Annotated in this window: 27 protein-coding genes; 12 read left to right on the forward strand and 15 right to left on the reverse strand. The window is 32.8% G+C overall.

Going from position 1 to position 25,789, the window contains the following annotated elements; all coding sequences use genetic code 11:
* Positions 1 to 5: 5 nt before the first annotated feature.
* The 10 genes from LQ675_RS04905 (at position 6) to sarA (ending at position 10,508) form a co-directional block, all read left to right on the forward strand.
* Entirely contained in the window at positions 6 to 575 is a 570-nt protein-coding gene (locus LQ675_RS04905) for a GNAT family N-acetyltransferase (protein ID WP_239726551.1), read from the forward strand.
* Between the two features lie 34 nt (positions 576 to 609).
* Entirely contained in the window at positions 610 to 1,236 is a 627-nt protein-coding gene (locus tag LQ675_RS04910; protein ID WP_048541896.1) for an amino acid ABC transporter permease, read from the forward strand.
* Positions 1,237 to 1,245: 9 nt separating this feature from the next.
* Complete coding sequence (locus LQ675_RS04915) at positions 1,246 to 2,004, forward strand: amino acid ABC transporter ATP-binding protein (protein ID WP_048541478.1); 759 nt, start codon at positions 1,246 to 1,248, stop codon at positions 2,002 to 2,004.
* Positions 2,001 to 3,338 (forward strand): MmgE/PrpD family protein, encoded by a 1,338-nt coding sequence (locus LQ675_RS04920; RefSeq protein ID WP_048541476.1) that lies wholly within the window; start codon positions 2,001 to 2,003, stop codon positions 3,336 to 3,338. The genes LQ675_RS04915 and LQ675_RS04920 overlap by 4 nt, the downstream gene beginning before the upstream one ends.
* 3 nt (positions 3,339 to 3,341) lie before the next feature.
* Positions 3,342 to 4,115, forward strand: a complete 774-nt coding sequence (locus LQ675_RS04925; RefSeq protein ID WP_048541474.1) for a transporter substrate-binding domain-containing protein — start codon at positions 3,342 to 3,344, stop codon at positions 4,113 to 4,115.
* Positions 4,116 to 4,620: 505 nt separating this feature from the next.
* Positions 4,621 to 6,132 carry a PTS mannitol transporter subunit IIBC gene (locus LQ675_RS04930; protein ID WP_048541469.1) on the forward strand — a complete coding sequence of 504 codons (1,512 nt, stop codon included), beginning with the start codon at positions 4,621 to 4,623 and terminating at the stop codon, positions 6,130 to 6,132.
* A gap of 24 nt (positions 6,133 to 6,156) precedes the next feature.
* On the forward strand, positions 6,157 to 8,199 hold the full coding sequence (locus LQ675_RS04935) for a BglG family transcription antiterminator (RefSeq protein WP_075577629.1): 2,043 nt from the start codon (positions 6,157 to 6,159) through the stop codon (positions 8,197 to 8,199).
* A gap of 6 nt (positions 8,200 to 8,205) precedes the next feature.
* Positions 8,206 to 8,640: a PTS mannitol transporter subunit IIA gene (locus LQ675_RS04940; protein ID WP_025905499.1), complete on the forward strand. Its 435-nt coding sequence runs from the start codon at positions 8,206 to 8,208 to the stop codon at positions 8,638 to 8,640.
* Positions 8,640 to 9,758, forward strand: coding sequence for a mannitol-1-phosphate 5-dehydrogenase (locus tag LQ675_RS04945; protein ID WP_048541464.1), 1,119 nt, complete (start codon positions 8,640 to 8,642; stop codon positions 9,756 to 9,758). The genes LQ675_RS04940 and LQ675_RS04945 overlap by 1 nt, the downstream gene beginning before the upstream one ends.
* A 381-nt stretch (positions 9,759 to 10,139) precedes the next feature.
* Complete coding sequence (sarA, locus tag LQ675_RS04950; protein ID WP_058610929.1) at positions 10,140 to 10,508, forward strand: global transcriptional regulator SarA; 369 nt, start codon at positions 10,140 to 10,142, stop codon at positions 10,506 to 10,508.
* A gap of 654 nt (positions 10,509 to 11,162) precedes the next feature.
* Here the strand turns inward: sarA and LQ675_RS04955 are convergent.
* The 13 genes from LQ675_RS04955 to LQ675_RS05015 all read right to left on the reverse strand — a co-directional run bounded on the left by LQ675_RS04955 (position 11,163) and on the right by LQ675_RS05015 (position 22,560).
* Positions 11,163 to 11,945: an alpha/beta fold hydrolase gene (locus tag LQ675_RS04955; protein ID WP_048541461.1), complete on the reverse strand. Its 783-nt coding sequence runs from the start codon at positions 11,943 to 11,945 to the stop codon at positions 11,163 to 11,165.
* 132 nt (positions 11,946 to 12,077) lie between these two features.
* The gene (locus tag LQ675_RS04960; protein ID WP_119493619.1) at positions 12,078 to 12,794 is read right to left on the reverse strand and encodes a hypothetical protein; all 717 of its coding nucleotides are present in this window, start codon (positions 12,792 to 12,794) and stop codon (positions 12,078 to 12,080) included.
* Between the two features lie 94 nt (positions 12,795 to 12,888).
* Positions 12,889 to 13,416 (reverse strand): SA0570 family protein, encoded by a 528-nt coding sequence (locus tag LQ675_RS04965; protein WP_048541457.1) that lies wholly within the window; start codon positions 13,414 to 13,416, stop codon positions 12,889 to 12,891.
* A gap of 124 nt (positions 13,417 to 13,540) precedes the next feature.
* Positions 13,541 to 14,320, reverse strand: coding sequence for an alpha/beta fold hydrolase (locus LQ675_RS04970; RefSeq protein WP_239726550.1), 780 nt, complete (start codon positions 14,318 to 14,320; stop codon positions 13,541 to 13,543).
* Positions 14,317 to 15,081: an HAD family hydrolase gene (locus LQ675_RS04975; protein WP_228065162.1), complete on the reverse strand. Its 765-nt coding sequence runs from the start codon at positions 15,079 to 15,081 to the stop codon at positions 14,317 to 14,319. Before LQ675_RS04975 ends, LQ675_RS04970 begins: the two co-directional genes overlap by 4 nt.
* An 86-nt stretch (positions 15,082 to 15,167) precedes the next feature.
* Positions 15,168 to 16,148, reverse strand: coding sequence for a FecCD family ABC transporter permease (locus tag LQ675_RS04980; protein WP_239726549.1), 981 nt, complete (start codon positions 16,146 to 16,148; stop codon positions 15,168 to 15,170).
* On the reverse strand, positions 16,141 to 17,031 hold the full coding sequence (locus LQ675_RS04985; protein WP_078355028.1) for an ABC transporter substrate-binding protein: 891 nt from the start codon (positions 17,029 to 17,031) through the stop codon (positions 16,141 to 16,143). Before LQ675_RS04985 ends, LQ675_RS04980 begins: the two co-directional genes overlap by 8 nt.
* Before the next feature lie 97 nt (positions 17,032 to 17,128).
* The gene (gene argS, locus LQ675_RS04990) at positions 17,129 to 18,787 is read right to left on the reverse strand and encodes an arginine--tRNA ligase (protein WP_058590852.1); all 1,659 of its coding nucleotides are present in this window, start codon (positions 18,785 to 18,787) and stop codon (positions 17,129 to 17,131) included.
* Positions 18,784 to 19,200 carry a YwiB family protein gene (locus LQ675_RS04995; protein ID WP_058590853.1) on the reverse strand — a complete coding sequence of 139 codons (417 nt, stop codon included), beginning with the start codon at positions 19,198 to 19,200 and terminating at the stop codon, positions 18,784 to 18,786. Before LQ675_RS04995 ends, argS begins: the two co-directional genes overlap by 4 nt.
* A gap of 205 nt (positions 19,201 to 19,405) precedes the next feature.
* Positions 19,406 to 19,918 carry a YwhD family protein gene (locus LQ675_RS05000; protein ID WP_239726548.1) on the reverse strand — a complete coding sequence of 171 codons (513 nt, stop codon included), beginning with the start codon at positions 19,916 to 19,918 and terminating at the stop codon, positions 19,406 to 19,408.
* A 68-nt stretch (positions 19,919 to 19,986) separates the two neighbouring features.
* The gene (locus tag LQ675_RS05005) at positions 19,987 to 21,285 is read right to left on the reverse strand and encodes an HD domain-containing protein (protein WP_119649227.1); all 1,299 of its coding nucleotides are present in this window, start codon (positions 21,283 to 21,285) and stop codon (positions 19,987 to 19,989) included.
* 23 nt (positions 21,286 to 21,308) lie between these two features.
* Positions 21,309 to 22,070 carry a 2-keto-4-pentenoate hydratase gene (locus tag LQ675_RS05010; protein WP_025904912.1) on the reverse strand — a complete coding sequence of 254 codons (762 nt, stop codon included), beginning with the start codon at positions 22,068 to 22,070 and terminating at the stop codon, positions 21,309 to 21,311.
* Positions 22,071 to 22,083: 13 nt separating this feature from the next.
* Entirely contained in the window at positions 22,084 to 22,560 is a 477-nt protein-coding gene (locus LQ675_RS05015) for a GNAT family N-acetyltransferase (RefSeq protein WP_048541439.1), read from the reverse strand.
* A 642-nt stretch (positions 22,561 to 23,202) separates the two neighbouring features.
* Between LQ675_RS05015 and LQ675_RS05020 the strand changes: the two genes are divergently transcribed.
* Positions 23,203 to 23,535 (forward strand): SDR family NAD(P)-dependent oxidoreductase, encoded by a 333-nt coding sequence (locus LQ675_RS05020; RefSeq protein WP_345773157.1) that lies wholly within the window; start codon positions 23,203 to 23,205, stop codon positions 23,533 to 23,535.
* A gap of 150 nt (positions 23,536 to 23,685) precedes the next feature.
* On the opposite strand, the gene rihB is transcribed toward LQ675_RS05020, so the two are convergent.
* Positions 23,686 to 24,615 carry a ribosylpyrimidine nucleosidase gene (rihB, locus tag LQ675_RS05025; RefSeq protein ID WP_239726546.1) on the reverse strand — a complete coding sequence of 310 codons (930 nt, stop codon included), beginning with the start codon at positions 24,613 to 24,615 and terminating at the stop codon, positions 23,686 to 23,688.
* Between the two features lie 102 nt (positions 24,616 to 24,717).
* On the opposite strand from rihB, the gene yeiL reads away from it, so the two are divergent.
* On the forward strand, positions 24,718 to 25,380 hold the full coding sequence (gene yeiL / locus LQ675_RS05030) for a transcriptional regulator YeiL (protein ID WP_239726545.1): 663 nt from the start codon (positions 24,718 to 24,720) through the stop codon (positions 25,378 to 25,380).
* A 60-nt stretch (positions 25,381 to 25,440) separates the two neighbouring features.
* Here yeiL and LQ675_RS05035 read toward each other — a convergent pair whose 3' ends face one another.
* Entirely contained in the window at positions 25,441 to 25,776 is a 336-nt protein-coding gene (locus LQ675_RS05035) for a YuzB family protein (protein WP_107602151.1), read from the reverse strand.
* Between the last annotated feature and the right edge of the window lie 13 nt (positions 25,777 to 25,789).

Raw genomic sequence — 25,789 nt, forward strand, 5'->3', positions numbered from 1 at the left:
GCGCAATGGAAACAATTGTTAGACGTGCAACTGAAGATGATATATATGACTTAATCAATTTGATGTACGAAGCCTACGGGCCCATTCGAGCACTAGGTATTAACTTTCAGTCTGCTAACCCAACCGAAGCTTCAATACGTAAAAATTTAGAAGAAAATATTTGTTTCATACTTGAATCTGGTGATGAAATTGTCAGTACACTTTCATTAAGGATGCCATGGAGTGACAATCCTGGACCATACTATTTCCCTCATATATGGTGGTTCGCAACATCACCTAAATATAAAAACAAAAAATTCGGGTCAAAACTTTTAAATTATGTAGAAAATGATTACTTACTGAATCATTTAAACGTTCCAGCCGTTTCACTCGGAACTGCTGATCATCATCCATGGTTAATAGATATGTACGTCAAAAAAGGCTACCAAAAATTTGGTAAGCAAGACTTAAAAAAAGGACATATTACGCAATATTTAGTGAAAGTCCTTAACCAAGACAAATTTAAAGGCACTGAAGAACTTAAAGAAAAATTTAATCAAGTCATATTCGAAGAAGGTGAAACAATTGAAATTTGATCCAATATATTTTCTACAAACATTTCCAAAATTAATGCCCTATTTACCTATCACATTGTCACTAGCTGTAATTTCACTAGTCATTTCAATATTAGGTGGATTAGTTATTGCATTGATTTTACGTACTAAATTACCCGTACTTAAAGAACTCGCCCTACTATATATTTCGTTCTTTAGAGCCATTCCGAGTTTAGTACAACTGTTCTTAATTTATTACGGACTACCACAACTTATTCCAGGTATGAGAGTTGTTGATGCTTTAACAGCAGCTGTTATAGGTTTAAGTATTAAAAATGCAGCTTACTTAGCAGAAATTTTTAGAGCGGCTATTACATCAGTAGATAAAGGTCAATTTGAAGCAGCCCATTCTATCGGACTCAACAAATTCCAAACTTATCTTAAAATTATACTGCCACAAGCAACACGTAATGCCATACCAGCATCAGGTAATATTTTTATCGGGTTAATTAAAGAAACATCACTTGTATTTACATTAGGTGTTACTGAAATATTCGCTAAAAGTAAATTATTATCTGCCGCTTCATATAAATATTTAGAAACATTCTTAGCTGTCGCAATTGTATATTGGTTAATTACGATTATATATACATACTTGCAAAGTTTATTAGAGAAAAAACTCAACAAACCTTATGAAAGTTAGGTGACATTCATGATTTCAATACGAGGTATTAAAAAATCTTTCCACAAAACACCTGTATTAAAAGGTATAGATATAGAACTTAATAAAGGTGAAGTCCTTGCGATTATTGGACCGTCTGGATCAGGAAAGTCCACTTTGTTAAGATGCTTGAACTGGTTAGAAGTACCAGATGAAGGCATTATTTCAATAGATGATGTAACAGTAGATGCCGAAAATTATAAAAAGAGACAAGTTCAACAACTTATTCAAAAATCAACAATGGTATTTCAGCATTATAATCTTTTCAAAAATAAATCCGTTATAGAAAATGTAACACAAGGACTTATTACGACTAAAAAGTTACCTAAAGATGAGGCATATTCAATTGGCGAAAAATATTTAGACCAAGTCGGTTTACTAAAATTCAAAGATAAATATCCTGCAACTTTATCTGGAGGTCAACAACAACGTGTTGGTATAGCGAGAGCATTAGCTATGGACCCAGAATTATTACTTTTTGATGAGCCAACATCTGCGCTTGACCCTGAACTTGTTTCAGGTGTTCTAAAAATCATTAAAGACATTGCTTCAATGCAGAAAACAATGATTCTCGTAACGCATGAAATGTCATTTGCAAAAGATGTTGCAGATAAAATCATTTTTATGGAAGATGGAAACATTATTGAAAGTGGAACAACTGACGAAGTGTTTAATCAGTCTCACAATTCTAGAACACAATCATTCATCAATAAAATTGAAACTGAACAAGATGAAGAGGTTCTACAATGACAGATACAGAAGCATTAGTTGAAAGGATTTATCGTCAGTCGAAACATATTTCTACTATTGAAAGAGATAACGCCATCACTGGCATACTTGACTTTATAGCAACAACTTACAGTGCTAACAATCATCATAAAGTCAATGATTTAATAAGTTTCATTCAAGAAGAAGAAGGATCAGGCAATGCATCTATCATAGGATATGAAGCTCAATTGTCACATTCAAATGCTGCTTTAGTGAACGGTTTTATTGCACATATATTAGACTTTGATGATGTTCACTCAAGTATGAGAGGTCATCCTACAGCTGTTATACTACCGAGTTTATTAGCAGTTGCAGAAAACGATACGCAAACTTTCAAACACTTTATTGATAGTTATATTATCGGTGTCGAAATGGCGACTCAAATTGGCGAAACAATTGGTGCTTGTCACTACGAACAAGGTTGGCACTCAACATCAACAATCGGCTTATTAAGTGCAACTGCTGCATGTTGTTACTATTTAAATTTAGATGCTCCTTCATTTGCGAATGCTATTGGAATAGCTGTTACACAAGCAAGTGGTTTACGTAACCAATTCGGTTCTGACGTTAAACCATTCCATGTTGGACTTGCATCTCAAAAAGCCTATTTAGCAGCACGTATCTCACAGAAACGTGTACTTGAAGGTAATAAAAATATGATGCCTACTTTTTATGAATTATTTGGTACATCAAATCGTTCATTTACGCAAATTATTGAAAATTTCGGCGATCAATGGTCAATTACACATCCAGGAATGTGGTACAAACTTTATCCATGTTGCTCAGCAAATTACCATTTAATCGATGCTATTAATACTATTAAACAAACACATCATATTTCCCCGGAAAAAGTAGAATCTGTCAAAATTACTTTTCCTACGAACGGTGATGCAGCATTGAAGTTTAAATCACCAGAAACTGGCTTAGAAGGTGCTTTTAGTGCTGAATATGTATCAGCACTTTTATTACTGAATCAAGAATTAACAGTGGATCAATTTTTAAATAAACCTATTAGTCATGACGTTAATCAACTTATGGAGAAAATCGTTAGACACTATGATGATGACATTCAACCAAGTCCACATGCCCTACCGAAAAATCGATTTACAATCGTTGAAATAACTTTAGTGACGGGTGAACAGTTTAAACAAAGAGTGAATGCACCTAAAGGTAGTCCATATAAACCATTAACGAAAGACGAACATCTTACTAAACTCAAACATGCATCTTATAAACATTGGGAAAATATTCATGATTTCTATGAAATTAAAGATACTAAAATGTTACAAAACTATATATTTAAAGGAGAAATATAAAATATGAAAAAAATATTAACATTTTTACTAATTGGCCTCATCGTGTTGGCAGGCTGTTCAAACGATTCAGGCAAAAAAGATAAAGGTACAATTGTCGCTGGTACTACAGGACAAAGCTATCCAAATTCATATGAAAAAGATGGTAAATTAGTTGGTTACGACATCGAAGCATTTGAAAAAATCGCTCACGAAGCTGGTTATAAAGTTAAATGGGTAAAAGCTGACTTCTCAGGACTTATGGGACAATTAGAATCAGGAAGAATTGATACAATAGCAAATGCTGTGGCAACAACAGATGAGCGTAAAGAGAAATATCTCTTCACAGATGCATACTCATATATCGGTAGCCAAATCATTACATCATCTAAAAATAAAGATATTAATAGCTATAAAGATTTAAAAGGTAAAAAAGTTGCAGGCGTGTTAGGTTCAAATCACACAGAAGCATTAGAGAACTTTAATAAAGAAAATAATTACGGATTCAAAACTAAAACTTACGAAAACCGTGAAGGCGCCCTACTTGATTTAGAAAACCAAAGATTAGACGGCTATGTCAATTCAGACTCAGTATCAGCTGCAGATAAAAACAAGCGCGGAAAAGAAATTAAATTTGTAGGTAAACCATTTAATGTAGTCGGAACAAGTTTCCCATTCACAAAAGAAAATAAAGATCTAAAAGAAGACATCGATAAAGGCGTTAAAAAACTTAAAAAAGACGGCACACTATCTGACCTATCAGATAAATACTTCGGTACAGATACAACGAAAGAAAAATAAAGAATATAGGTGAGGCTGAGACGAATTTTATCGTCCCAGCCGTTTTTCGGGTCGATAATTTATTTTATCGGCCTGTAAATCTCGTTTTCGGGTCGATATTATTATTTATCGGCCTGAAAATCCCGTTTTCGGGTCGATATTTTTATTTATCGGCCTGCAAATTCCGTTTTCGGGTCGATATTTATTTTTATCGGTCCATATTTCTCATTTCTGGACCGGTAATTCCCACGAATCGGTCCAGAAACCTCCTCTTCTTCCTTCCCCTTCTTCTATTTCACCTTTATTTTCTATTTTATATTCCATAACAGTATGAAGCATATCTCCAAAAGTGTATAATTACATTACAAGTGTGTATAGGCTATTTTAATCCCCCAAATAAATGTTTATGACACGCATGTCAAAATGGATGTGACAAAGTTGCATTTACTAATCATTGTATATGTACATACATCTTCGTATGATTAAGTTACAAAATACTTTTTATATAAGGGAAGGTGTGTTCAATATGGCAGAACAATCTGAAAAGAAAAAAGGCATTGGTCCTAAGGTTCAAGCTTTTGGTTCATTTTTAAGTAGTATGATTATGCCAAACATTGGTGCTTTTATTGCTTGGGGGCTAATTACAGCACTGTTTATTAAAGATGGTTGGCTACCTAACGAAGAACTTTCTTCAATGGTTGATCCAATGATTAAATATTTAATTCCATTACTTATTGCATTTAGTGGTGGTCGTTTAGTTCACGGTTTACGTGGTGGTGTCGTTGGTGCGACAGCTACTATGGGTGTTATCGCGGCATTCCCAGATACGCCGATGTTAATCGGTGCAATGATTATGGGTCCATTACTTGGTTGGTTAATGAAAAAGGTTGACCAATTCTTAGTTCCTAGAACTCCACAAGGTTTTGAAATGTTATTCAATAACTTCTCAGCTGGTATTCTAGCTTTCATCATGGCGATTGTTGGTTTCAAAGGATTAGCGCCATTAGTTGAAGGACTTATGAAAGTCTTAGGTATGGGTGTTGACTTCTTAGTTTCTCATCACTTATTACCATTAGTAAGTATTATTATTGAACCAGCTAAAACAGTATTCTTGAACAATGCAATTAACCACGGTGTCTTAACACCACTTGCATCTGAACAAGTAGCTCATGCTGGTAAATCTATTCTTTATACTTTAGAATCAAATCCTGGACCAGGTTTTGGTATTCTATTAGCTTATATGGTATTCGGTAAAGGTACTGCAAAAGCAACTTCATATGGTGCTGGTATCATCCACTTCTTAGGTGGTATTCACGAAATTTACTTCCCATATGTTTTAATGCGTCCTTTATTATTAGTTGCCGTTATTTTAGGTGGTATGACTGGTGTTGCAACATTTAGTATGTTCGACTTCGGTACTACTGGACCAGCATCTCCAGGTTCAATCTTAGCTTATATAGCTATTACACCTAAAGGTAGTTACTTAATTATGTTACTTGGTATCTTCTTAGCAACATTAGTTTCATTTGTAGTTGCATCTATCATCTTAAAATTCACTAAAGACCCTGAAGGCGACATTGAATCAGCTACTGCTGATATGGAAGCTCGTAAAGGTAAAAAATCTTCTGTTAGCGGTGCTTTAACTGGTTCTAAAGAACAAGAAAAAGGTGAAGCTTCTGAAGAAACAGAAGAAAAAGACGAATCTGAAGAACTGTTAGATCAATATGACACAGAAAATATTGATGCACATGATTTCTCTAATGTTAAAAAAGTTATCTTTGCTTGTGATGCTGGTATGGGCTCAAGTGCTATGGGTGCTGGTATGTTAAGAAATAAATTCAAAAAAGCTGAATTAACTGATATTGAAGTTACAAATACAGCTATTAACCAATTACCAGACGATGCTGATGTTGTCATTACGCAAAAAACATTAACAGATAGAGCAATTAAGAAAAATCCTAAAGCAATTCATATTTCAGTAGATAACTTCTTAAATTCACCAAGATATGAAGAATTAATTAACGAACTGAAAAAATAATTTTACACAAAGGAGTGAAGAACGATGATGATCAGTAACCGGGAAAAGAGTATTCTCAAATTACTATCTGAGCGTCTTCACTCTTTTTTAACAATTCATGATATTGCACAAGCACTTGGTATTTCGTCTCGAACTGTTCATAGAGAGATGAAAAGCGTTGAAGATACACTGAATAAATATCACTTATCTCTGACAAGAGTTCCTAAATTAGGATTACGTATTGAAGGAGAACCAGAAGACATTGACAATTTTGTACAATCATTGACTGAACAAAATACAATTGATTTATCTGATGAAGAAAGAAAAGTTATTATTCTATACAACCTTATTCAATCTAAAGATCCAGTGAAATTATATAGTCTTGCGAATGAAATTGGTTCATCTACGCATACACTTAACAAAATCATTGAACAATTGGAACCTGAATTACACACATTTGAACTTTCATTAGAGCGAAGACGTGGTGAAGGTTTGATTCTGAATGGTGAAGAAGTCAACAAAAGACAGTTACTTGCTAGAATCATGTTAGAAAAATTAGATGGTGACAGCGTGTACTCTGTAGTAGAAGATCATTTCGTATATCATACGTTAAACGAAACACATCTTCGAGGAATCGTTGATATAGATAGATTGTTTAATGTTGAACGCTTGTTAATGGATGAACTCGGTACATTACCTTATACATTAACTGAAGCCAGTTACCTTACTTTAACGATTCATATCGTTTTAGCAATTGAACGTATTAAGCAAGATGGACATGTAGAAATTGAGAATGATATTTTAAATGAATTGATTTCGACGGATGAATTTAAAGTATCAGAGAGACTTACCAATGTATTAAGCGATATATATGATGTGACATTTAATCATTCTGAAATTGCTTTTATTACAATGCATTTAAGAGGTGCAAGACGTCGCCATGAAACAACTTATGAAAACAATGATATTCATAAGCAGCGCGTTACCGAACTTATAGAATTTGTAAAAGATCAAGGATTTTCATTTAAAGATGAAGAAGCCCTATTCAAAGGATTAAATTTACATTTAGAACCTGCGATTAATAGACTTGAGGCAAACATTGAAACCTACAATCCGCTTACCGAAATGATAGAAACCTATGATCAAGAGTTATTTGAAGCCGTTTCATCAGGTTTAAAGATTGTATTCATGAATTATCATTTTCCAAAAAGCGAAGTTGCATATATTGCACTTCACTTTGGTGGCATGTTACAAGCAAAACAAAGACGTTCATTACATGTTCTCGTTGTATGTAGCAGTGGAATTGGTACAAGCCGTATTCTATCCAATCGTTTGAAACAGCATTTTTCTGAAATCACGCAAACTACCGAAGTTTCTGTCAGTAGTTTAAAGTCGATTGATTTTTCAAAGTATGATGGCATGATTTCAACTGTAGCTGTAGATACGAAATACCCACACATTACAGTAAATCCTTTATTACCAAAGCAAGACGCTGAAAATGTGAAATACTTTTTGAAATTACAGCAATCTGTTGTCCATGAACCTCAAAATTTGCAGAATCAAGAACAACCACTATCATATGAAGATTATGATCGCACTGTAACTTTTATAGAAGAAAGTTTATCACTGATTCAAGATATGATCGTTGAAAAGAAAAAAGTAACACAGTTAGAACGATATCTCATTCAAACACTGTCGAAGCATCGTGTGATTGACAATACACATACGTTCAGTGAAAAGCTTAACAGCCGTATGAATTTACAAGGCTTTGCATTAACTGGTTATCCAGTTGCTATTCCTCACCTTTCTGATGAATCAATCAAAAAGCCACAATTAATTATTACGGAGTTAACAAAACCATTAAGGCTAAAAACGATTGAAAATGAACATCAAGAAGTAAATTGGCTTGTATGTATGTTTATTCCGAGAAATTCGGAACAAGGACAACTTATGAGCGAAGTGTCATCCTTAATTACAGAACATTTGGATGATATTGATCAGTTGTTAAATGATAGAGTAAAGATAGAGAACACACTCAAATCATTTTTCTTAAATAAATTAAAACAAAAACTAACGAAAACGGAGTGAATTAAAATGACAAAATTATTTAATCCAGAAAACATTTTTATGAATCTTTCAGTAAATTCTCAAGAGGAAGCTATCGAAAAAGCTGGCCAAGCATTAGTTGAAGAAGGTGCTGTAACTGACAAATATATTACTGCAATGAAAGAACGTGAACAAATCGTTACAACATATATGGGTAACTTCTTAGCTATCCCACACGGTACAGATGAAGCTAAAACTGAAGTATTAAAATCAGGTCTTGTATTACTTCACATTCCAGATGGCGTAGATTGGGACGGCAATGAAGCTAAAGTAGTTGTTGGTATTGCTGGTAAAGATGGCGAGCATTTAGATATTCTTTCTCAAATCGCTATTGTATTTAGTGAAGAAGAAAATGTTGAACGTGTTATCAATGCACAATCTAAAGATGAAATTCTTGCAATCTTTGAGGAGGTTGAACTTTAATGAAAGCCATTCACTTTGGTGCTGGTAACATCGGACGTGGCTTCATAGGTAAAGTATTAAATGATAATGGCTATGAAGTAACATTCGTCGATGTTAACGAAACAATTATTAATCAAATTAATGAAGAACAAGCTTATCAAGTTGTTATCGCAAATGAAGAAAATACTAAAGAACCTGTTGCAGGTGTTAAAGGTATCAATAGCATTACTGAAACAGACAAATTAAAAGCAGCGATTTTAGAAGCAGATGTCATTACGACAGCTGTTGGTGTAAACATCTTACCTATTATCGCTAAATCATTTGCATCATTCTTAAAAGAACGTGAAGCTGGTAAACCATTAAATATCGTTGCTTGTGAAAATGCTATTATGGCAACAGATCAACTGAAAAAAGCCATTTTAGATATTACAGGTCCATTATCTGATGACATTAGCTTCCCTAACTCAGCAGTTGATCGTATTGTACCTCAAGGTCAAAAAGAAGGATCATTAGATGTATTAGTTGAACCTTTCTTTGAATGGGTTGTAGAAGCTTCAAAATGGCAAGGTACACAATTACAAGATGTACACTATGTTGATGATTTAACACCTTATATCGAAAGAAAATTATTAACAGTTAATACAGGTCATGCTTATTTAGCTTACTTTGGCCAATACAAAGGTTACCATACAATTCTTGAAGCTATTCAAGATGAAGAAATTAATGCAGGTTTACGTGAAGTATTAAAAGAAACAAGTGAATATCTTGTTTCTAACTTCGATGAATTTACGAAAGAAGACCAATCTTACTATGTTGAAAAAATAATTGGTCGTTTCCAAAACCCATATTTATCTGATGATGTAACAAGAGTTGGACGTGGTGTATTACGTAAAGTTGGACCAAATGATCGTATCGTCAAACCTCTAGTAGCATTATCTAAAACGAATAAGAAACATTCTGGACTCGTAAAAGCACTTTGCTATTTATTAGAATATCAAGATGAAAATGATAAAGAAACAGTAGAGAAAAACGACTATATCAAGGAACATAGCGTTGCTGAGTTCTTAAGTAAATATGCAGAATTAGAATCAGACATTATCGAAGAAGTTATTATTCAATATACTTCAATCAATAAATAATATTCTAGAAGTCGTATGTAAAATACGACTTCTTTATATGGCTAATTTTATAATATTCCCATTTAATATCGGCATATTTCGTAATTTTCAATTTATTTTATTGAAAGAATTAATAATAACCATGCACTTTAATTTTTTGAGATTATATTATACCTACCTTTCGTTTGTGACAGTTATATTATTTATATTATTATTTAATTAAATCCTACTCTTATTAGTTTACATACAGTTATTTTTAGGCTAAAATAAGTAAATAATTGATAAACTATAATTATGAATTAAAAATTTAAAACGCTTCCATGTTGATAATGCGAGGCTTTACCACCTAACTGTATTATTTCAATTACAGAAGCAAAATACTCACTTCTAGGGGGATTCAAAATGGCAATTTCTAAAATAGAAAATTGTTCAGATTTATTAGCACTTGTAACATATGTGGACAAATTAAAATCTATCATTAAAAAGGATTTTTCACTTAGCTTTGAAGAATTCGCAGTATTAACTTACATTAATGAAACAGACGATGAAGAATATCATCTTAAAAAAATCATTAGCAAGTTAAACTACAAACAACCACAAATTGTAAAAGCAGTTAAAAACTTATCACAACAAGACTACTTTACAAAAAGAAGAAATGAATATGACGAGCGTACAGTTTTAATTCTAGTTAATAAAAAACAACGTAAATCAATTTCAGAAGTTCTTGAAAAAATCGATAACGAAATCGCTAAGACTGAAATTAACAATTAATATGAACGAAGCGGAGACATTCTATGATGTCTCCGCTTTTTTGTGTGGTGTAGGGGTGTGTTATGGGGGTGTTCTTGGCTTTACTTGACACTTAAGCCATGACTTAGACAATCTCTTGGCTTTACTTAGGACTTAAGCCACGACTTGGGCGATCTCTTGGCTTTACTCAGGACTTAAGCCATGACTTCGCTCATCTCTTGGCTTTACTTAGGACTTAAGCCATGACTTTAGTAATCTCTTGGCTTTATTCAGGAGTTAAGCTACGACTTGGACCATCTCTTGGCTTTATTTAGGACTTAAGCCACGACTTGGGCGATCTCTTGGCTTTACTCAGGACTTAAGCCATGACTTGGATGATCTCTTGGCTTTATTCACCACTTAAGCCTCGACTTCGACGATCTCTTGGCTTTACTCGACACTTAAGCCATGACTTCGCTCATCTCTTGGCTTTACTCAGGACTTAAGCCATGACTTCAGCTATCTCTTGGCTTTATTCACCACTTAAGCCATGACTTCAGCTATCTCGTGGCTTTACTCACCCTTTAAACCACGACTTCTCAACCACTCATCCTACTCAAAACCACTTCACCACCACCTTCCTCTCCCTACCAATAAAAAAAGCTAAGACATTATCAAATGCCCTAGCTCGCTTTATTATATAACTTGTTTATCTCTTACTGGTTGGTTTAAAAAAGATGATACGACTTGTTTGAATTTTTCACTTTCTTCAATAAATGGTGCGTGCCCTGAATGTTCGAATATTTCTGTTTGGGCATTTTTTATATTTTCCGAATCATTATCAATATCAAAAGGATCATGTTTACCTTTCACTATAAGTGTTGGTATGTCTATATGATCTATTTTGATATTTATACCATTTATAGATCTAACAGAAATTGCATCTTCTTCTGGTGTCATTCGATAATATTTTTTCACTTCTTGATACCATTTAAAAGTCGATTTAACATCATGAAATATTTCATTGAACAATATTAACATTGCTTCTTCTTTACTAAATCCTGCGACTTTATCTCTATGTTTGGCAATTAATTTAATAAGTGGTTGTTTACCTTGATTGGAAATTGAAGATACGAGTACTAACTTTTCTACTTTATCTGGATGTTGGTTTGTAAATTCTTGTGCAATTACGCCACCCATATCATGTCCTAATATATAAGCTGATTCTAAGTCTTCATTATGCATTAAATCTACAATGTCATCTATATGATTTTGGATGGAAATTTCTTGTTGTTTATCTGATTTACCATGTCCCCTAGAATCCATTGTATATATTGTAAATTGATCTTTCAGAAGTTGTACTGTTGAATTAAATGTTGCTAAATTCATATTTAATGCATGTAACATAATTAATGGTTTCCCTTTACCGTGTTTTTCATACACTATATGAGTACCATCCCTTGTTAATAATTCTCCCATAATGAGTACCTCCCTACTTTACAGTAATAATATACCCATTTAACAATTTTTCACACTTATAATATTAAGTTAATGTCATAAAAATAAATGCAAAAAATGATTGTAGCCAATACATCATTTCCTGCATTTATGTTATACATATTTTCTTGTTGAATACATCATTACAAAATAAAGGATAATAACGAGTATAATCGTCCAACTCGCAAATGTAACAATCATAATGACTGTTTCGTTCAACGTTACAGATGCAATTGTTTTTTGAATAACAGCTAATCCCATTGCAGCGACTTCAAGCTTTTTGATAAATATTGCGAGTATGACGAGAATGATCCCGACGCCAAATATGGTTTGAAATACTTGTAAAGGTAATACATACATTCCTAACGTAACATTAAATATTTTAAGCATACATAGAACAATACCTATACTAAATAAGGAAATATTGGTCATCATCAATTTCTGATTAGGATAGAGATAACTATGTTTTTTTATAATTAAATATATAACAAGTGTAATCGATAGTATGATCACAAAATAAAATATATACAATCCCGTTACAGCATTAAACGGAATGAGCTTTTTATCAAATAAATATGCCAATAATAAGAAGTGTAGTGTATAAAAAATGATTGGATTATAATTTACAACCACAATATTTCTCTCTATGATTTGAAGTATTTCAGCGTGAGATTTGTGTCGATATTCTGCATAGTCTATATCTTTCTCATCTGACTTTTTCATATCCTTCTTTAATGAATGTTGAACTTTATCAATTTGTTTAGGTAATACACCGACATGCTGTAAATAGTCATTTACATTTTCCAGCAATACATTATTGTTCGGACGCAAATAAATACACCACCTTCATTATAATATTGTATAAATTAATCCCCTATTATGCAATATGTATATAACATAACAGGGGATTAAATTCGTTATTGATTTAGTATTTACCTATATCAATACGATATACTTTAAATTGTTTACTATCAGGTGTTGCTTTTGAAAGCTGGAAGTGTGCTTGTCCATTATTTACGTAAGCATAACCGCCTGTATACTTATTATTTTGTACACGTTTAGTTGTATTGTCACCTAGAATTGAGACAAGCGGATCTAACTTCACATTTGTTAATTTGTCATAAATCATTGTAACACGTTTAACCGTTTCTTTATTACCGTTAACTTTGGCAGTAATAATCATATGTCCATTTTTAGTATCAAATTCGTAATAATTTTCTCTATCGTTACTATCATCAGAATATGAGAACATTAAATTAGGATACTTTGATTTAATTTTAGAAATCTTATCACCAATTTTAATACCTTCGATTGTTACTGTACCGTCTTTATAGGTCTGCACATTATTTTCGTTAATATTTAATTGATTTTTAGTTGCAGCATTTGCCTCAGCAAAAGTTGAAAATGGCAGAACCATAAGTACCATTGCAATTATTAAGAGACATTTTTTCATATGAGGTTCTCCTTCAGTCTGTGTCTTATATGTTATGCATTGAACTGCGTTAATTATAACATACAGATTACAAAATGACCACTTTTGTTACAATCATGTAACAAAACCGTGAAATATCGCTTGATTAACTTAAAAATTTTTCCAATACTCCAATGAATTTTTCTTTTTCCTCAATAAAAGGCAGTTCTCCTGAACCTTCAAACAGTTTGAATTCAGCATTCGGTAACAGTTCACTTATTCTTTTACCTTCGCTATATAATATTTTGCCATCGTATTGACCAGAAATGACGAGCGTACGTGTTTCAATATCTGGAAGTAACGATATAATATCAAAGTCTTTAAAAGAACGCTTAACAGCAATTTCCTCTTCCATCGTTTGAAGATCATTTGAAGGAATATGTGACTTTACAAACTTTTTAGCTTGTTTAATATTTTTATACCTGAATCTTAATAAATATTTTTCTTTGTCTTCATCAGACATCGTTCTAATTTCATCAGCATGTCTATCATAAATACGATTATCTGGAAACGTTGAATGATTGTCTGTAGGATTAATTAACACCATGCCATTGATTAAGTCAGGATTCTTATATGTGAGACCTGTTGCAATTGTTGCGCCAAGTTCTAGGCCAATCACATATGCTGAATTAATGAATAATGCATTTAATAGTTGTTGAATATCTGAAATATAGTCATCTACTCTACTATCATGTGGTGTATCACTTAAACCATGACCTCTTAAGTCAATAGATATAACCTGATAATTTTTACTTAACTTTTTAATAAGTGGTTCAAAGACATCCATGTCTTGAAAAACACCATGCAACAAGATAATTGGATAGCCGCTACCTTTTGTTTTATAGTGTATGGCAACATTTTCTTTCGTTAAATATAAATTCATCATGCTTCACCTCTTTCGATTTGTTTACAAACTTCTATGAGATCACTTAAGCTTTCGATTGTATAATCTAATTCGTGCTCCTCTGGTGTACCAATGACTGAATTAGCCATCCATGCAGTCTTCATGCCCATAGCATGTGCTGCTGCGATATCATTTAAAGGACAATCTCCAACATATAATGCATGATGCGCCGTTATGCCAAGATGTTTCAATATATCTTCAAATATGATTGGGTCTGGCTTCATAGCGCCCACCTCATCAGAAGTTGAAACATAATGAATGTATGGATAAATACCGATTGCATTCATAACGTGTGTAATTTCTTCACTCTTACCATTCGCTACAACACCTAATTTATAACCCATGCTGCGTAATTTATCCAATGCTACCAATGTATCATAGAAAGGAAAATGGTATCTGTAGTGATGCATTTTATAGTCGTTATAAAATGTCTTCCACGATATCCTTTCTATATTTAATCTCTTAACAAGTTCTTGATATACCCATTCAACATCTTCTATACCATAGGGATTTAACGTTAAATATACTTTTTCAAAATCACGTCTTTGGACTGTTACCATTAACTCATGAAATCTCTCAAATTGTTCTTCCAAAAACTTCATTCGCGATTTCTCACGATCTACAAGCGTATCTTCTAAGTCAAAAATAATCGCTTGAATATCACACGAACACATGTCATCATCCCTTTCATAGAAACATTTTAAACTATTCCATAAAGAAAGCAATACAATTTTTACATACAAAACACCAACCCTCTATCATAATGTTTAAAGGATTGGTGTCCGTATGCTATTGATTGTCATTTAATACTGATTGTTACCTTAAATATTTAGTAAGTTCTTTCTTTTTTTCGTTGTTCTGTAATCATTAAATACATAATAATTGGTATGGCAATAATTGAGAGTATAATGCCAACCGGAATTTGTATCGGACTTATGATAATTCTGCCAACAGTATCTGCAATTAATAAAAGTGCACCGCCGATTAATAAATTCAAAAACATTTGTACGTTAATAGGTACCTTGTACACCCTTCTAACAACTTGAGGTACAATCATACCAATAAATCCAATAATACCCGTGAAACTTATAATAACGGCTGTCATTATAGCAGCTAATAGCAAACATGTCCATGATATCAATCGAACATTCACGCCAAGTGTTGTCGCTTTATCTTCACCTAATTGAATCATTTTAATATAATGACTCATCATAAACAAGATTAAGATACAGATTAAAGAAACAATACCAGTTATTTCTACAGTTATTTTTTCGGCAGATGAAACGCTACCAAACATATACGACACCATGCTATTTACTTTATCCGGTTTCAGCAATAAAAGTATATAGAGTGCCGAACTAAAGAACGCACCAATAAAAATACCTGAAAGTATCATCGTTGCTACATGAAATGTTTTGACCATCGTTTCTGTAATGAGTACAACAACGATAAGTGTTAACAAACTGAAGAATATAGAAAATAATGGCACAAACCAAATGGAAACACCTATAAATACGGCAAGCGCACTTCCGAATGTTGCACCGCTTGCTAAACCTAACGTAAAACTATCTGCAAGTGGATTATTTAATATCGTTTGATAGATTTGACCACTCATGACTAGCCCCATACCAGCAATTAATGCTAAAAGTGTCCGCGGTACTCTTAACTTGTAAAAGATTGTCCATTCAAGTTGATTATCAAATTTCCATGTTATACCCGTAGATCCTACGAATAAAGAAATACCAATTGCAAACAATAGAACGAGAAACCATATCACAACATGGCGATAAACTTTATGATTATTAGTCATAAACTTTTTCAGAAAGTTCTTTTAGCCCTTTCGCTAATCTTGGTCCTGGTCTAGAAATCATATCTGCATTTAGTGCATGAACGTGTTTCTCTTTAACAGCATTAACTTGGTCAAAGCCATCTCTATTGTTATTTAATTTTTGATATTCTGCTTCAGACTGTCCACTAGTTGTAATCATCACATCAGGATTTCTTTTAAGAATGCTTTCTTTATCCGTTTTAATCCATCCTTCTTGATCATGATAAAGGTTCTTAGCTTTGATAGAAGTTAACATATCATCATAAAACGTATTTGATCCTGAAGTGTAAATGTCAGGTTGAGAAGAAATTTCCATAAACACTTTTTTACCTTGTTGGTCTTTTGGTACATCTTTAACAACATCTTCTATTTCTTTCTTCACTTTACTTACTAATTTATCTGCTTCTTTTTCTTTACCTGTTACTTTTCCAACTTGCTTGAATGTATCATACATTTCATTAATTGAATTTGCATCATCTATGTAGACGACTTTCACGCCTGCATCACTTAATTTTTTTAAATCTTTTTCTTGTGTAGATTTGTTCGACTCATGCGCCAAAATTAAATCAGGTTTTGCTTTTAATAATGCTTCTGTATCGAGTTTAAAGGCATCGAATTGTTTTTTATCTTTCACATCTTTAGGATAATCATCAACAGTTGATACCCCAACGACTTTATCTCCAAGTCCTAATGCGTATAATATTTCTGTATTACTTGGAATAAGCGACACAATACGCTTATATTCTTTCTTATCAGTTGTTTCTTGTTTCGTTTCTTTTTTGTTATCCGTCTTATCTCCGCTTTGGCAACCCGTCACTATAATCATAGCAGCAAAGATTAAATAAAATATTTTGTTTATTTTCATACTTAATCTCCTCCATATATTTATTTAAAAAATGGTACACAAAAAGGCGCAACTCAAATAAGATTGAGCTGCACCTCAATTAAAATAATGATTAAAATTACATAGATTCTGGAGCTGACACACCTACTAATGCTAACGCATTGCGAAGTGTAATACGTGCCGCTTCAATTAAAGCTAAATGCGCTTTAGTCTTCTCTGCATCATCTGTTAATACTTTCTCTGCATTATAGAACTTGTGGAACTGTGCAGCCAAATCTTGAATATAATTCGTAATACGATGTGGACTGCGTGATTCTGCAGCAGAAACAATTGTTGGTTCAAATTCAGCAATTTTCTTCAATAAATCAAATGCTTTTTCATGTGTAATTAAAGATAAATCGACGTTTTGATCAATCGTGATACCTTTTTCTTCTGCTTGGCGAATAATAGATGATATACGCGCATGTGCATACTGTGCATAATACACTGGGTTATCTTGTGATTCTTTCTTAGCTAATTCCATATCAAAGTCAAAGTGTGTATCAGGACTACGCATCGTTAAGAAGTAACGAGCAGCATCAATGCCTACTTCATCCATAATGTCACGTAATGTAATAGCATTACCTGTACGTTTACTCATTTTTACTTCAACGCCGTCTTGTAATAATCGTACCATTTGCATAATTTGTATTTCAAGACGTTTTGAATCTACGCCAAATGTTTCTAGAGATGCTTTTAATCGATTAATATAACCGTGGTGATCAGCACCAAATAAATTAATTAATTTGTCAAAACCACGTTCTACTTTATCGTAATGATAAGCAATATCTGGTAAGAAATACGTATACGTACCGTCTTGTTTAATTAACACACGGTCTTTATCGTCACCAAATTCTGTTGTTTTTAACCATGTTGCGCCATCTTGTTCATAAGTATAGCCTAATTCTGTCATTTTATCTAAGACAGCTGAAATTTTGTTTGTTTCATATAATGATGTTTCACTGAACCAATTATCAAAATGAATATTAAAATCTGCTAAGTCTTGTTTTAATTTTTCCATTTCATAATCTAAACCAAGTTTACGGAATGTTTTAATACGTTCTTCTTCAGCTTCATCTTTAATTTCAGGATGTTTTTCAGCTAAGTCTTTACCGATTGCGATAATATCTTTACCATAATAACCATCTTCAGGTAATTCAGCATCTAAACCTAACGCTTGATTATAACGCGCTTCAATAGAGTGCGCTAAATTTTCAATTTGTTTACCTGCATCGTTAATATAATATTCACGTGTTACATCATAACCAGCTGAGCTTAACACGTTTGATAACGTATCACCTACTGCTGCATTACGTGCATGTCCAATATGCAAATCTCCTGTTGGGTTTGCAGATACATACTCAACGATGATACTTTCGTTTTTACGTTCTTCTGTTTGACCAAATGTTTCACCTTTTGTTAAAGCTGTCTTAATAATTTCAGTTAAATATTGTTGATCTAGGTAGAAATTAATAAATCCAGGACCTGCAATATCTACTTTCTTAACATTTGCTTTATTTGTGTCTAAATTTTCTACGATTTGATTCGCAATTTCACGAGGATTTTTACGCGCTAATTTTGTTAATACCATCGCAATATTTGAAGAATAATCTCCATTTGCAGGGTCTTTAGGTGTTTCAATTTTAATTTCTGGAACTGTTTCTACAAGTTCAGATTTAATGATACTTGCTTTAATTTCTTCAATTAACGTTTCTTTAACTTGGTTAATAATGTTCATTCATTTATCTCCTTATAATTAATTTGAAATTGGTATGTTCCAAGTAACCCAGTTTGATCACTTAGCTGATAATGTATCCTGAGTTTACCTTGTTGATCGTCTATAAAGTGTTTGATTGATAATGTATTAACGTGCATGGTCATGCGTCCTGCTTCTGTATCATAATAACTAATCGTTTCTTGTCCTTCAACAAAATGAAAGACTGTTTTGACCGCGCCAGTACGGTGGATTTTTACGCCATCATCTTCTATTTTAAGCATATTTTTTACGATTTGTTCATCAATCGTTTCTTCATATCTAATTATATCGCTATTTCTTCTATGAAATGTACCTGATGTTTTTGTTTGAAATGTTTCTTTCTCGCCATTTTGTTTCACGACTTGTTTAATATTTATATTAATATTTTCTTTCATAATTGGCCACCTCACCGTTTAAGAACGTATATCATTATAGCATATTTGACTATTAAAATTAAAAAAAGCAGGGCGAAAAGCGCCTGCTTTTTTTAGTGTCCTAGCTATAGTAGCTATCAACTATTTTACTTATGATATTGTGAAAAGACAATAGCTATTTAGTTGAATTGTGATAATTCACAATTAAGTCACAAAATAGACATATTTAATTTATCTCTAAAGATGATTTTAGTTCATCACTACTGTTATGCCACATTTCAGAATTATGTTCTTGAAGGAATTTCTTAAGAACAGCTCTATTTCCATCACCAATTTGGTCAATTTTTACTTGATGTTTCATAGATTTATCCATCATATTCACGTGCTCCGGCATACTTTTATATCCACGCTTCTTAGGTTTATTGACCATTAAATAGCAACCTGTTAGCCCTGCATAATATGGTCCTTGTTCGCCACGTTCAGTTGTAACCCAGCAAAGCCAATATTCTTTTGCTTCTTCACCTTTGACTTCTTCTATATCTTTAACCCATTTCACACGCTTTTCTACTTCAGCTCTAGCATGCATGGCACCAATATCGATAAATGCAGTTTGTTCTGATACATCGATAAATACAGGCGCAACGTTGTCTAAACTTATAGAGCCTATATTTGTACCTTTATGCCCATCTAATGGATCATTTTTAATGATATTAAATTGAAATCCTTTCTTTTCAGCCACTTGTTTCACCTCATTTAATTCATGATTACATCATACTAGAGTATCAGACTGACATTCAAGTTTGTAATCTACACGAGTTCATTTAATATATTGATAATATCGCCTTTAATCGTTTCATCTTCCATTTCTATAATTAATTCTTTAGGATAATACAATTTATAGTCTAAACGTTTAATCCCTGTAATACTATGGATGATGACTGATTGGCTACTAATTTCTTTAATACGACCTGTCTTCTGTAATAGATGAATCGGCTGTCTATTTGATCCTGGTCGGTCATAATCATACGGTAAGTCTGAGAACGAGTCACAAACGAAATAATATTCTGGATCAATGCCACCTTTTTCAAATAGATCTGTCAGTTCACCAATCGTAATTATAGATCCATCAAATGGTAAGTATTTAAACAAATCACGATTAACAAATCTTTTACTCAAATCACTCAAGATCGGGTCATCTTCTTCAGTCCACTCTTCTAAATAATACATCACGACCGCTTCATCTAGACGAATATAATCAGCGATTGAAACATCTTCTTCAAAAAATGGAATTAAATATTTTGGTTGCTCTTTAAATGAATATCCTTGATCATAAAGTACTTTCGCACGCTTAAAGCAGCGATTAAGCAATACTTCTCCACCTCGACTCACCGGGTGAAAATAAATTTGCCAATACATTTGATAACGACTCATTAAGAAGTTTTCTACTGCATGCATACCACTTTCTTTAATCAACACTTCATCTTTAGACGGACGCATCAATCTAAGTACGCGTTCCATATCAAATTGACCATAACTAACACCTGTAAAATAAGCATCTCGCTGTAAATAATCCATGCGATCTGCATCTATTTGAGATGAAATCATCGATATGACTAATTTATTTTCATGTGTCTTATTAATCACTTCTGCTACTTCAACTGGAAAATCAGGCGACACTCTACTCAACACTTCATTAACTTCTGTATCACCTTTAATGATCAGCTGTGTGAATTTTTCATGATCCGTTAGAAAGATTTTTTCAAAACAATGTGAAAACGGACCGTGCCCTAAATCATGTAAAAGTGCTGCACATAATGCGAGTGGTCTATCCTTATTATCCCAATGTGCACGCCCTTCAAATACTTCATCTATCATACGTCGTACAATTTCATATACACCTAGAGAATGTCCAAAGCGACTATGCTCAGCTGTATGGAAAGATAAATAGAGTGTTCCAAGTTGTTTAATTCTTCTTAAGCGTTGAAATTCTTTCGTTTTGATAAGATCCCAAATTAATTGGTCTCTTACATGTATATAACGATGAACAGGGTCTTTAAAAACTTTCTCTTCAGGTAATTTTTTTGTTCCATAAGCTTCCTGTGTCACTTTGTTCCCTCCATTTCATCCAATTATTCTACAATAAACTCTATTTCGCCGACATTTTCATATACGGCTTTATACTCTCCTTGTGTTAAAGGTTTTGGCAAAATAAATGTTCCGCTTGAAATAAACATGCCAGGTGTTAATGAACGATTATATTCTTTAATTTCATTAATCAACCACTTAACAGCTTTAGCAGGATGTCCCTCAACTTCTGTACTAAATCCAGAAGCTAATTCTTTACCATCTAAATATAATGTCCCTTTAATGTTATCTATATCTTCATAACTTAATTTCTTAGGTTCACCGTATACAACGCCACCACTTACTGCGCTATCAGCAATAATTTCCGTTACAGATAAATTAGGGAACCAATTACTAAAACGTGAATCTGGAATCTCTACTCCTGGTGCAATCAAGCATTTATTCATAATATCTTCAAGGCTATCTTCTTCTGTTAATTCTTCTTGTACAATAAAGACTAATTCTAACTCTGCTAAAGGTTCATTTAAGTCATTTAAATAAATATGTTTGTCCAAAATAGTTGTTTCTCCCATCGCACCATATAATGGCGTTGTTGAAGAAAAGATATCTCTCGTTTCTTGACTCGTTAAACTAATTTTATAACCTTTATGAATTTCAGTTTCTTCCTTACGCTGCAACACACCTTCTTGAATATCATATGCAGCATGTTCAGTTATATTCGATGGTAAAACACCATTTGGAATAATTGATTGATTCTCATAAGCTTCATAAAATTGTGAAATCCATTTATTTAGTGATTGTTCCATTACAATCAACCTCCTAAAAAGTTTTTTTCATTAACGTCGTGCGCATTGTGTCACCAAAAAGTAATTCCTCATATTCACGTATCACTTCAAAACCTTCCTTTTTATAAAAGGCTATACCGATATCATTCTTTCCATCCACTTCTAAATAAACTTCATGATATGAATCTTTGTATTGATCTAAACCTGCCTGTAATAAAGCTTTACCATACCCTTCACGTTGCGCTTCAGGTAGAACATAATGAGAAGATAAATACAATTCAGTACCTTTGATAAAATTAGCAAAACCTACAATCTTATCTTCATCTTCTGCAACAAAGAAATCAGAATCATTAATGCGCTTTTGAAGCATCTCTTTAGAATAAGACGCATTTAAAAATGCCGTCACAGTGCTCGCAGTATAAATATTGGTATACGTATCATACCAAGCCTTAGACGCTACATTTTTAATACCTGAATAATCTTCAATTGTTGCTTTTCTTACATTTGCCATAAATATCTCTCCTCTATCTACCTTACACATCAATCGTCAATTCATGATGTCTATTAATCTAAGTTTGTAAATCCCCGTTTAATAATGTTCTAATGTACACATTTTAAATAACTTTATATCTCACGTTATAAATAATTATATCATTTATATATTAAAAACTATAATATTCAGAATACTTAATTATACCCGAAAACCCTACAGAAATGTAATATTTGTTAAGTATGTTAACACAAATTTAAAATACAGAACGTCAAAATATAAAAAATGAAAAACTAACAATCATTTTTACCATATAATAATCCCCTCACTATAAAAAGAGTAAACCACCAAACTCTTTAATATGTAATTACAGAATAATTTATAATGTCACTAAGTGATTTATTATCTGTAGAGATTGATGCCCCACTCTTCTACTTCCATAGTGTGGGTTATATAGAGGATCATGTACCAATAGAATATTCTGTTTCTAAATACAGAGGCGATTTAAACTCATTTATCTTTAATATTTCTTCATAATTTAGCCATGTTCAAACAATTTATAAGCTCGACGATAGCAATAATGCAGTCCAATCATGAATAAAAAGGTGATATGCTATCACAGATATATTAGAGCACTTCAAATTACAAGGTAAAGTTGCAATCATTAGCGGTGGCACAATAGGAATAGGTCAATCAATGGCATTAGCATTAACACAAGCAGGCGTTCAGATTATCATTGCAGATCATAACGCCTCATCAATTAAAGAAACACTCTCAGGAATTAAACAGAGTGAAGACTTTGAAACAGTTGCATTAAAAGTAGACATAACCGATCCAACATCGGTAAATCAAATGCTCAATAACGTCATAGAACAATTTGGCAAAATTGATATGTTAGTCAATAAAGTTGGGATGACATACAACGTAACAGAAGAAGAACTCACATTTGAAGATTGGAATAAAGTTATGAATCTAAACTTGAATGGAATATTTTGAGTGAGCTGATGTTTGAATAGTGAATTCGCGGAGCTGATCGCACGAAGACTAGCGGTGAAAAGCTTTTTCAAATTAAATATTTAATTTAAAGGCCACACTTATAAAAGCGCAGCCTTTTTTCTATTTATATTTTACACATATATTCTTTCTTTAATACATACGTATACATTCATATAAAAGATCGAAGAATTCGTCGACTTTGACGTTTTTTGCTACTTTAACGTTATGTTCTTTTTTGAGTACGTCCGATTCGTCACATACTGTTCGTCCATAACTTGGTCCGCGATTAATGTCGATTTCTACGTACATATCTTGAACTTCAAATAAGTCTTTATTTACGAGATATCCTATTGTTGTTGCATCGTGTAATGGACCTGCTTCTAATCCAAATTCTTGGTATTGTGTTTTTAAAGTAAAATTCATTAAATCACTAAACAATTGGCCAGCTTTATTATTTGTTGATTCCATACGTTTTATAATTTCAGGTGTACATAGTGTCTTGTTTGTTACATCTAGACCCATCATGATGATTGGTACACCTGATTTAAAAACAATATGTGCCGCTTCTGGATCAGCAAAAACATTAAATTCTGCTGATGGCGTGAAATTACCATTACCATATGCACCGCCCATTAATACGATCTCTTTAATTTTAGATGAGATGGATGGTTCTAATTTCATCGCTAAAGCAATATTTGTTAATGGGCCAGTTGGTACTAGCGTAATATCTCCTTCACTATTTAATAACGTTTCAATGATAAATTGTACCGCTCTTTTATCTTCCGGTTCTCTATTTAAGGCATCAAATACAGGACCATCCATACCTGTTTCTCCATGGACATTGTCAGCTACTACACGTTCTCTCACTATAGGTTCAGACGCCCCACTATATATTTTAACGTCCATATTCAAGTGTTGTGCAACACTCAAGCCATTCTTAACCGTTTTCTCAAGCGTTTGATTCCCTGAAACAATTGTTATACCAAGTAAATCAATATTAGGATGAATGTATGCCATTAACATCGTTATTGCATCATCATGACCAGGGTCGCAATCTAAAATTATTTTTTGTTTTTCCATTATAATTCCTCTCCTCTTTGTAAGCCTTTTCTTTATTCTTGTATTATACTTCTGCAAAGATTAAAGTAAGTATGAGAAATATCATATAAGAGGTGTGAAATATTGAGAGAAATTTATAATAACAAACTTAAACAAGATATGATAGACCAATTCAATTATCTCGATCTCTTTGGATTTGATGTGCAACAACACGTAAAACTCTTTTTCATTTCTCAAAAAGATCATATCATCCAAGACACTCAAAAACCCGAATATTTATTTTATCTTGTTAAAGGAAAGACAAAATTATACGAATACATGGAAAATGGCCAAGTTTCTTTAATCGATTTTTTTGATCCTTCTTCTTTTATAGGAGAAATGGAACTGATAGATGAACACGCCGCACCTCTTAATGTCCAAGCAATAGAAGATTGTTGGTGTTTAGCAGTACCACTTTATGAACTTAAAGACAGTTTATTAACTGATCCAGTATTATTAAAGAATTTACTATCTTATATCGCACATAAGAACATGAAAAATATTCGAACTTCAACACGAAATCAATCATATCCATTGTCTAAAAGACTTGCTTCTTTTATTTTAGTTACAGAACAAAATGGTAAATATGAAGAAAAACATACACAAGTCGCACAATACTTAGGTGTATCTTATCGACATTTATTATTTGTTATCGCAGAATTTGTACAAAAAGGATATTTAGCAAAAGAGAACAATAACTATAGCATATTAAAAAAAGATGAATTAAAAAAGTTAGCAAATATATAATATGGTATAAAAAACCCCCCACTTCATGTTGTAGTGAGGGGATTATAGCTAATATTTATATTATGACTGTATCTTTTTCAACTTCTTATTTAACTTCTCGTCTAATTCTTTTTGTCGACGTTTTCGTTCTTCATTTCTAAGTCGCAATCTTTCTTCTTCTTCTGGATCGCGTTTCTTTTGAAGTTGTTTTTGGATTTTTTCCATTAATTCGTCTTCTGTTAAAGCGGCACATGGGCGGTTATTTACGAATGCGAATGTCTTTCTTCTACCTGGTCCACAATATGATTGGCATGCCACTTCTATTTCAGCTTCTGGGTCTAATTTTTTAATTTTTTTCAAAAGTGATGGCAAGTTAACAGCTTGGCAATCATCGCAGACTTGAAATTTATTTCGCATTTGTTCCCCCACC

This window comes from Mammaliicoccus sp. D-M19, from assembly GCF_022386695.1.
Classification (GTDB): Bacteria; Bacillota; Bacilli; order Staphylococcales; family Staphylococcaceae; genus Mammaliicoccus; species Mammaliicoccus sciuri.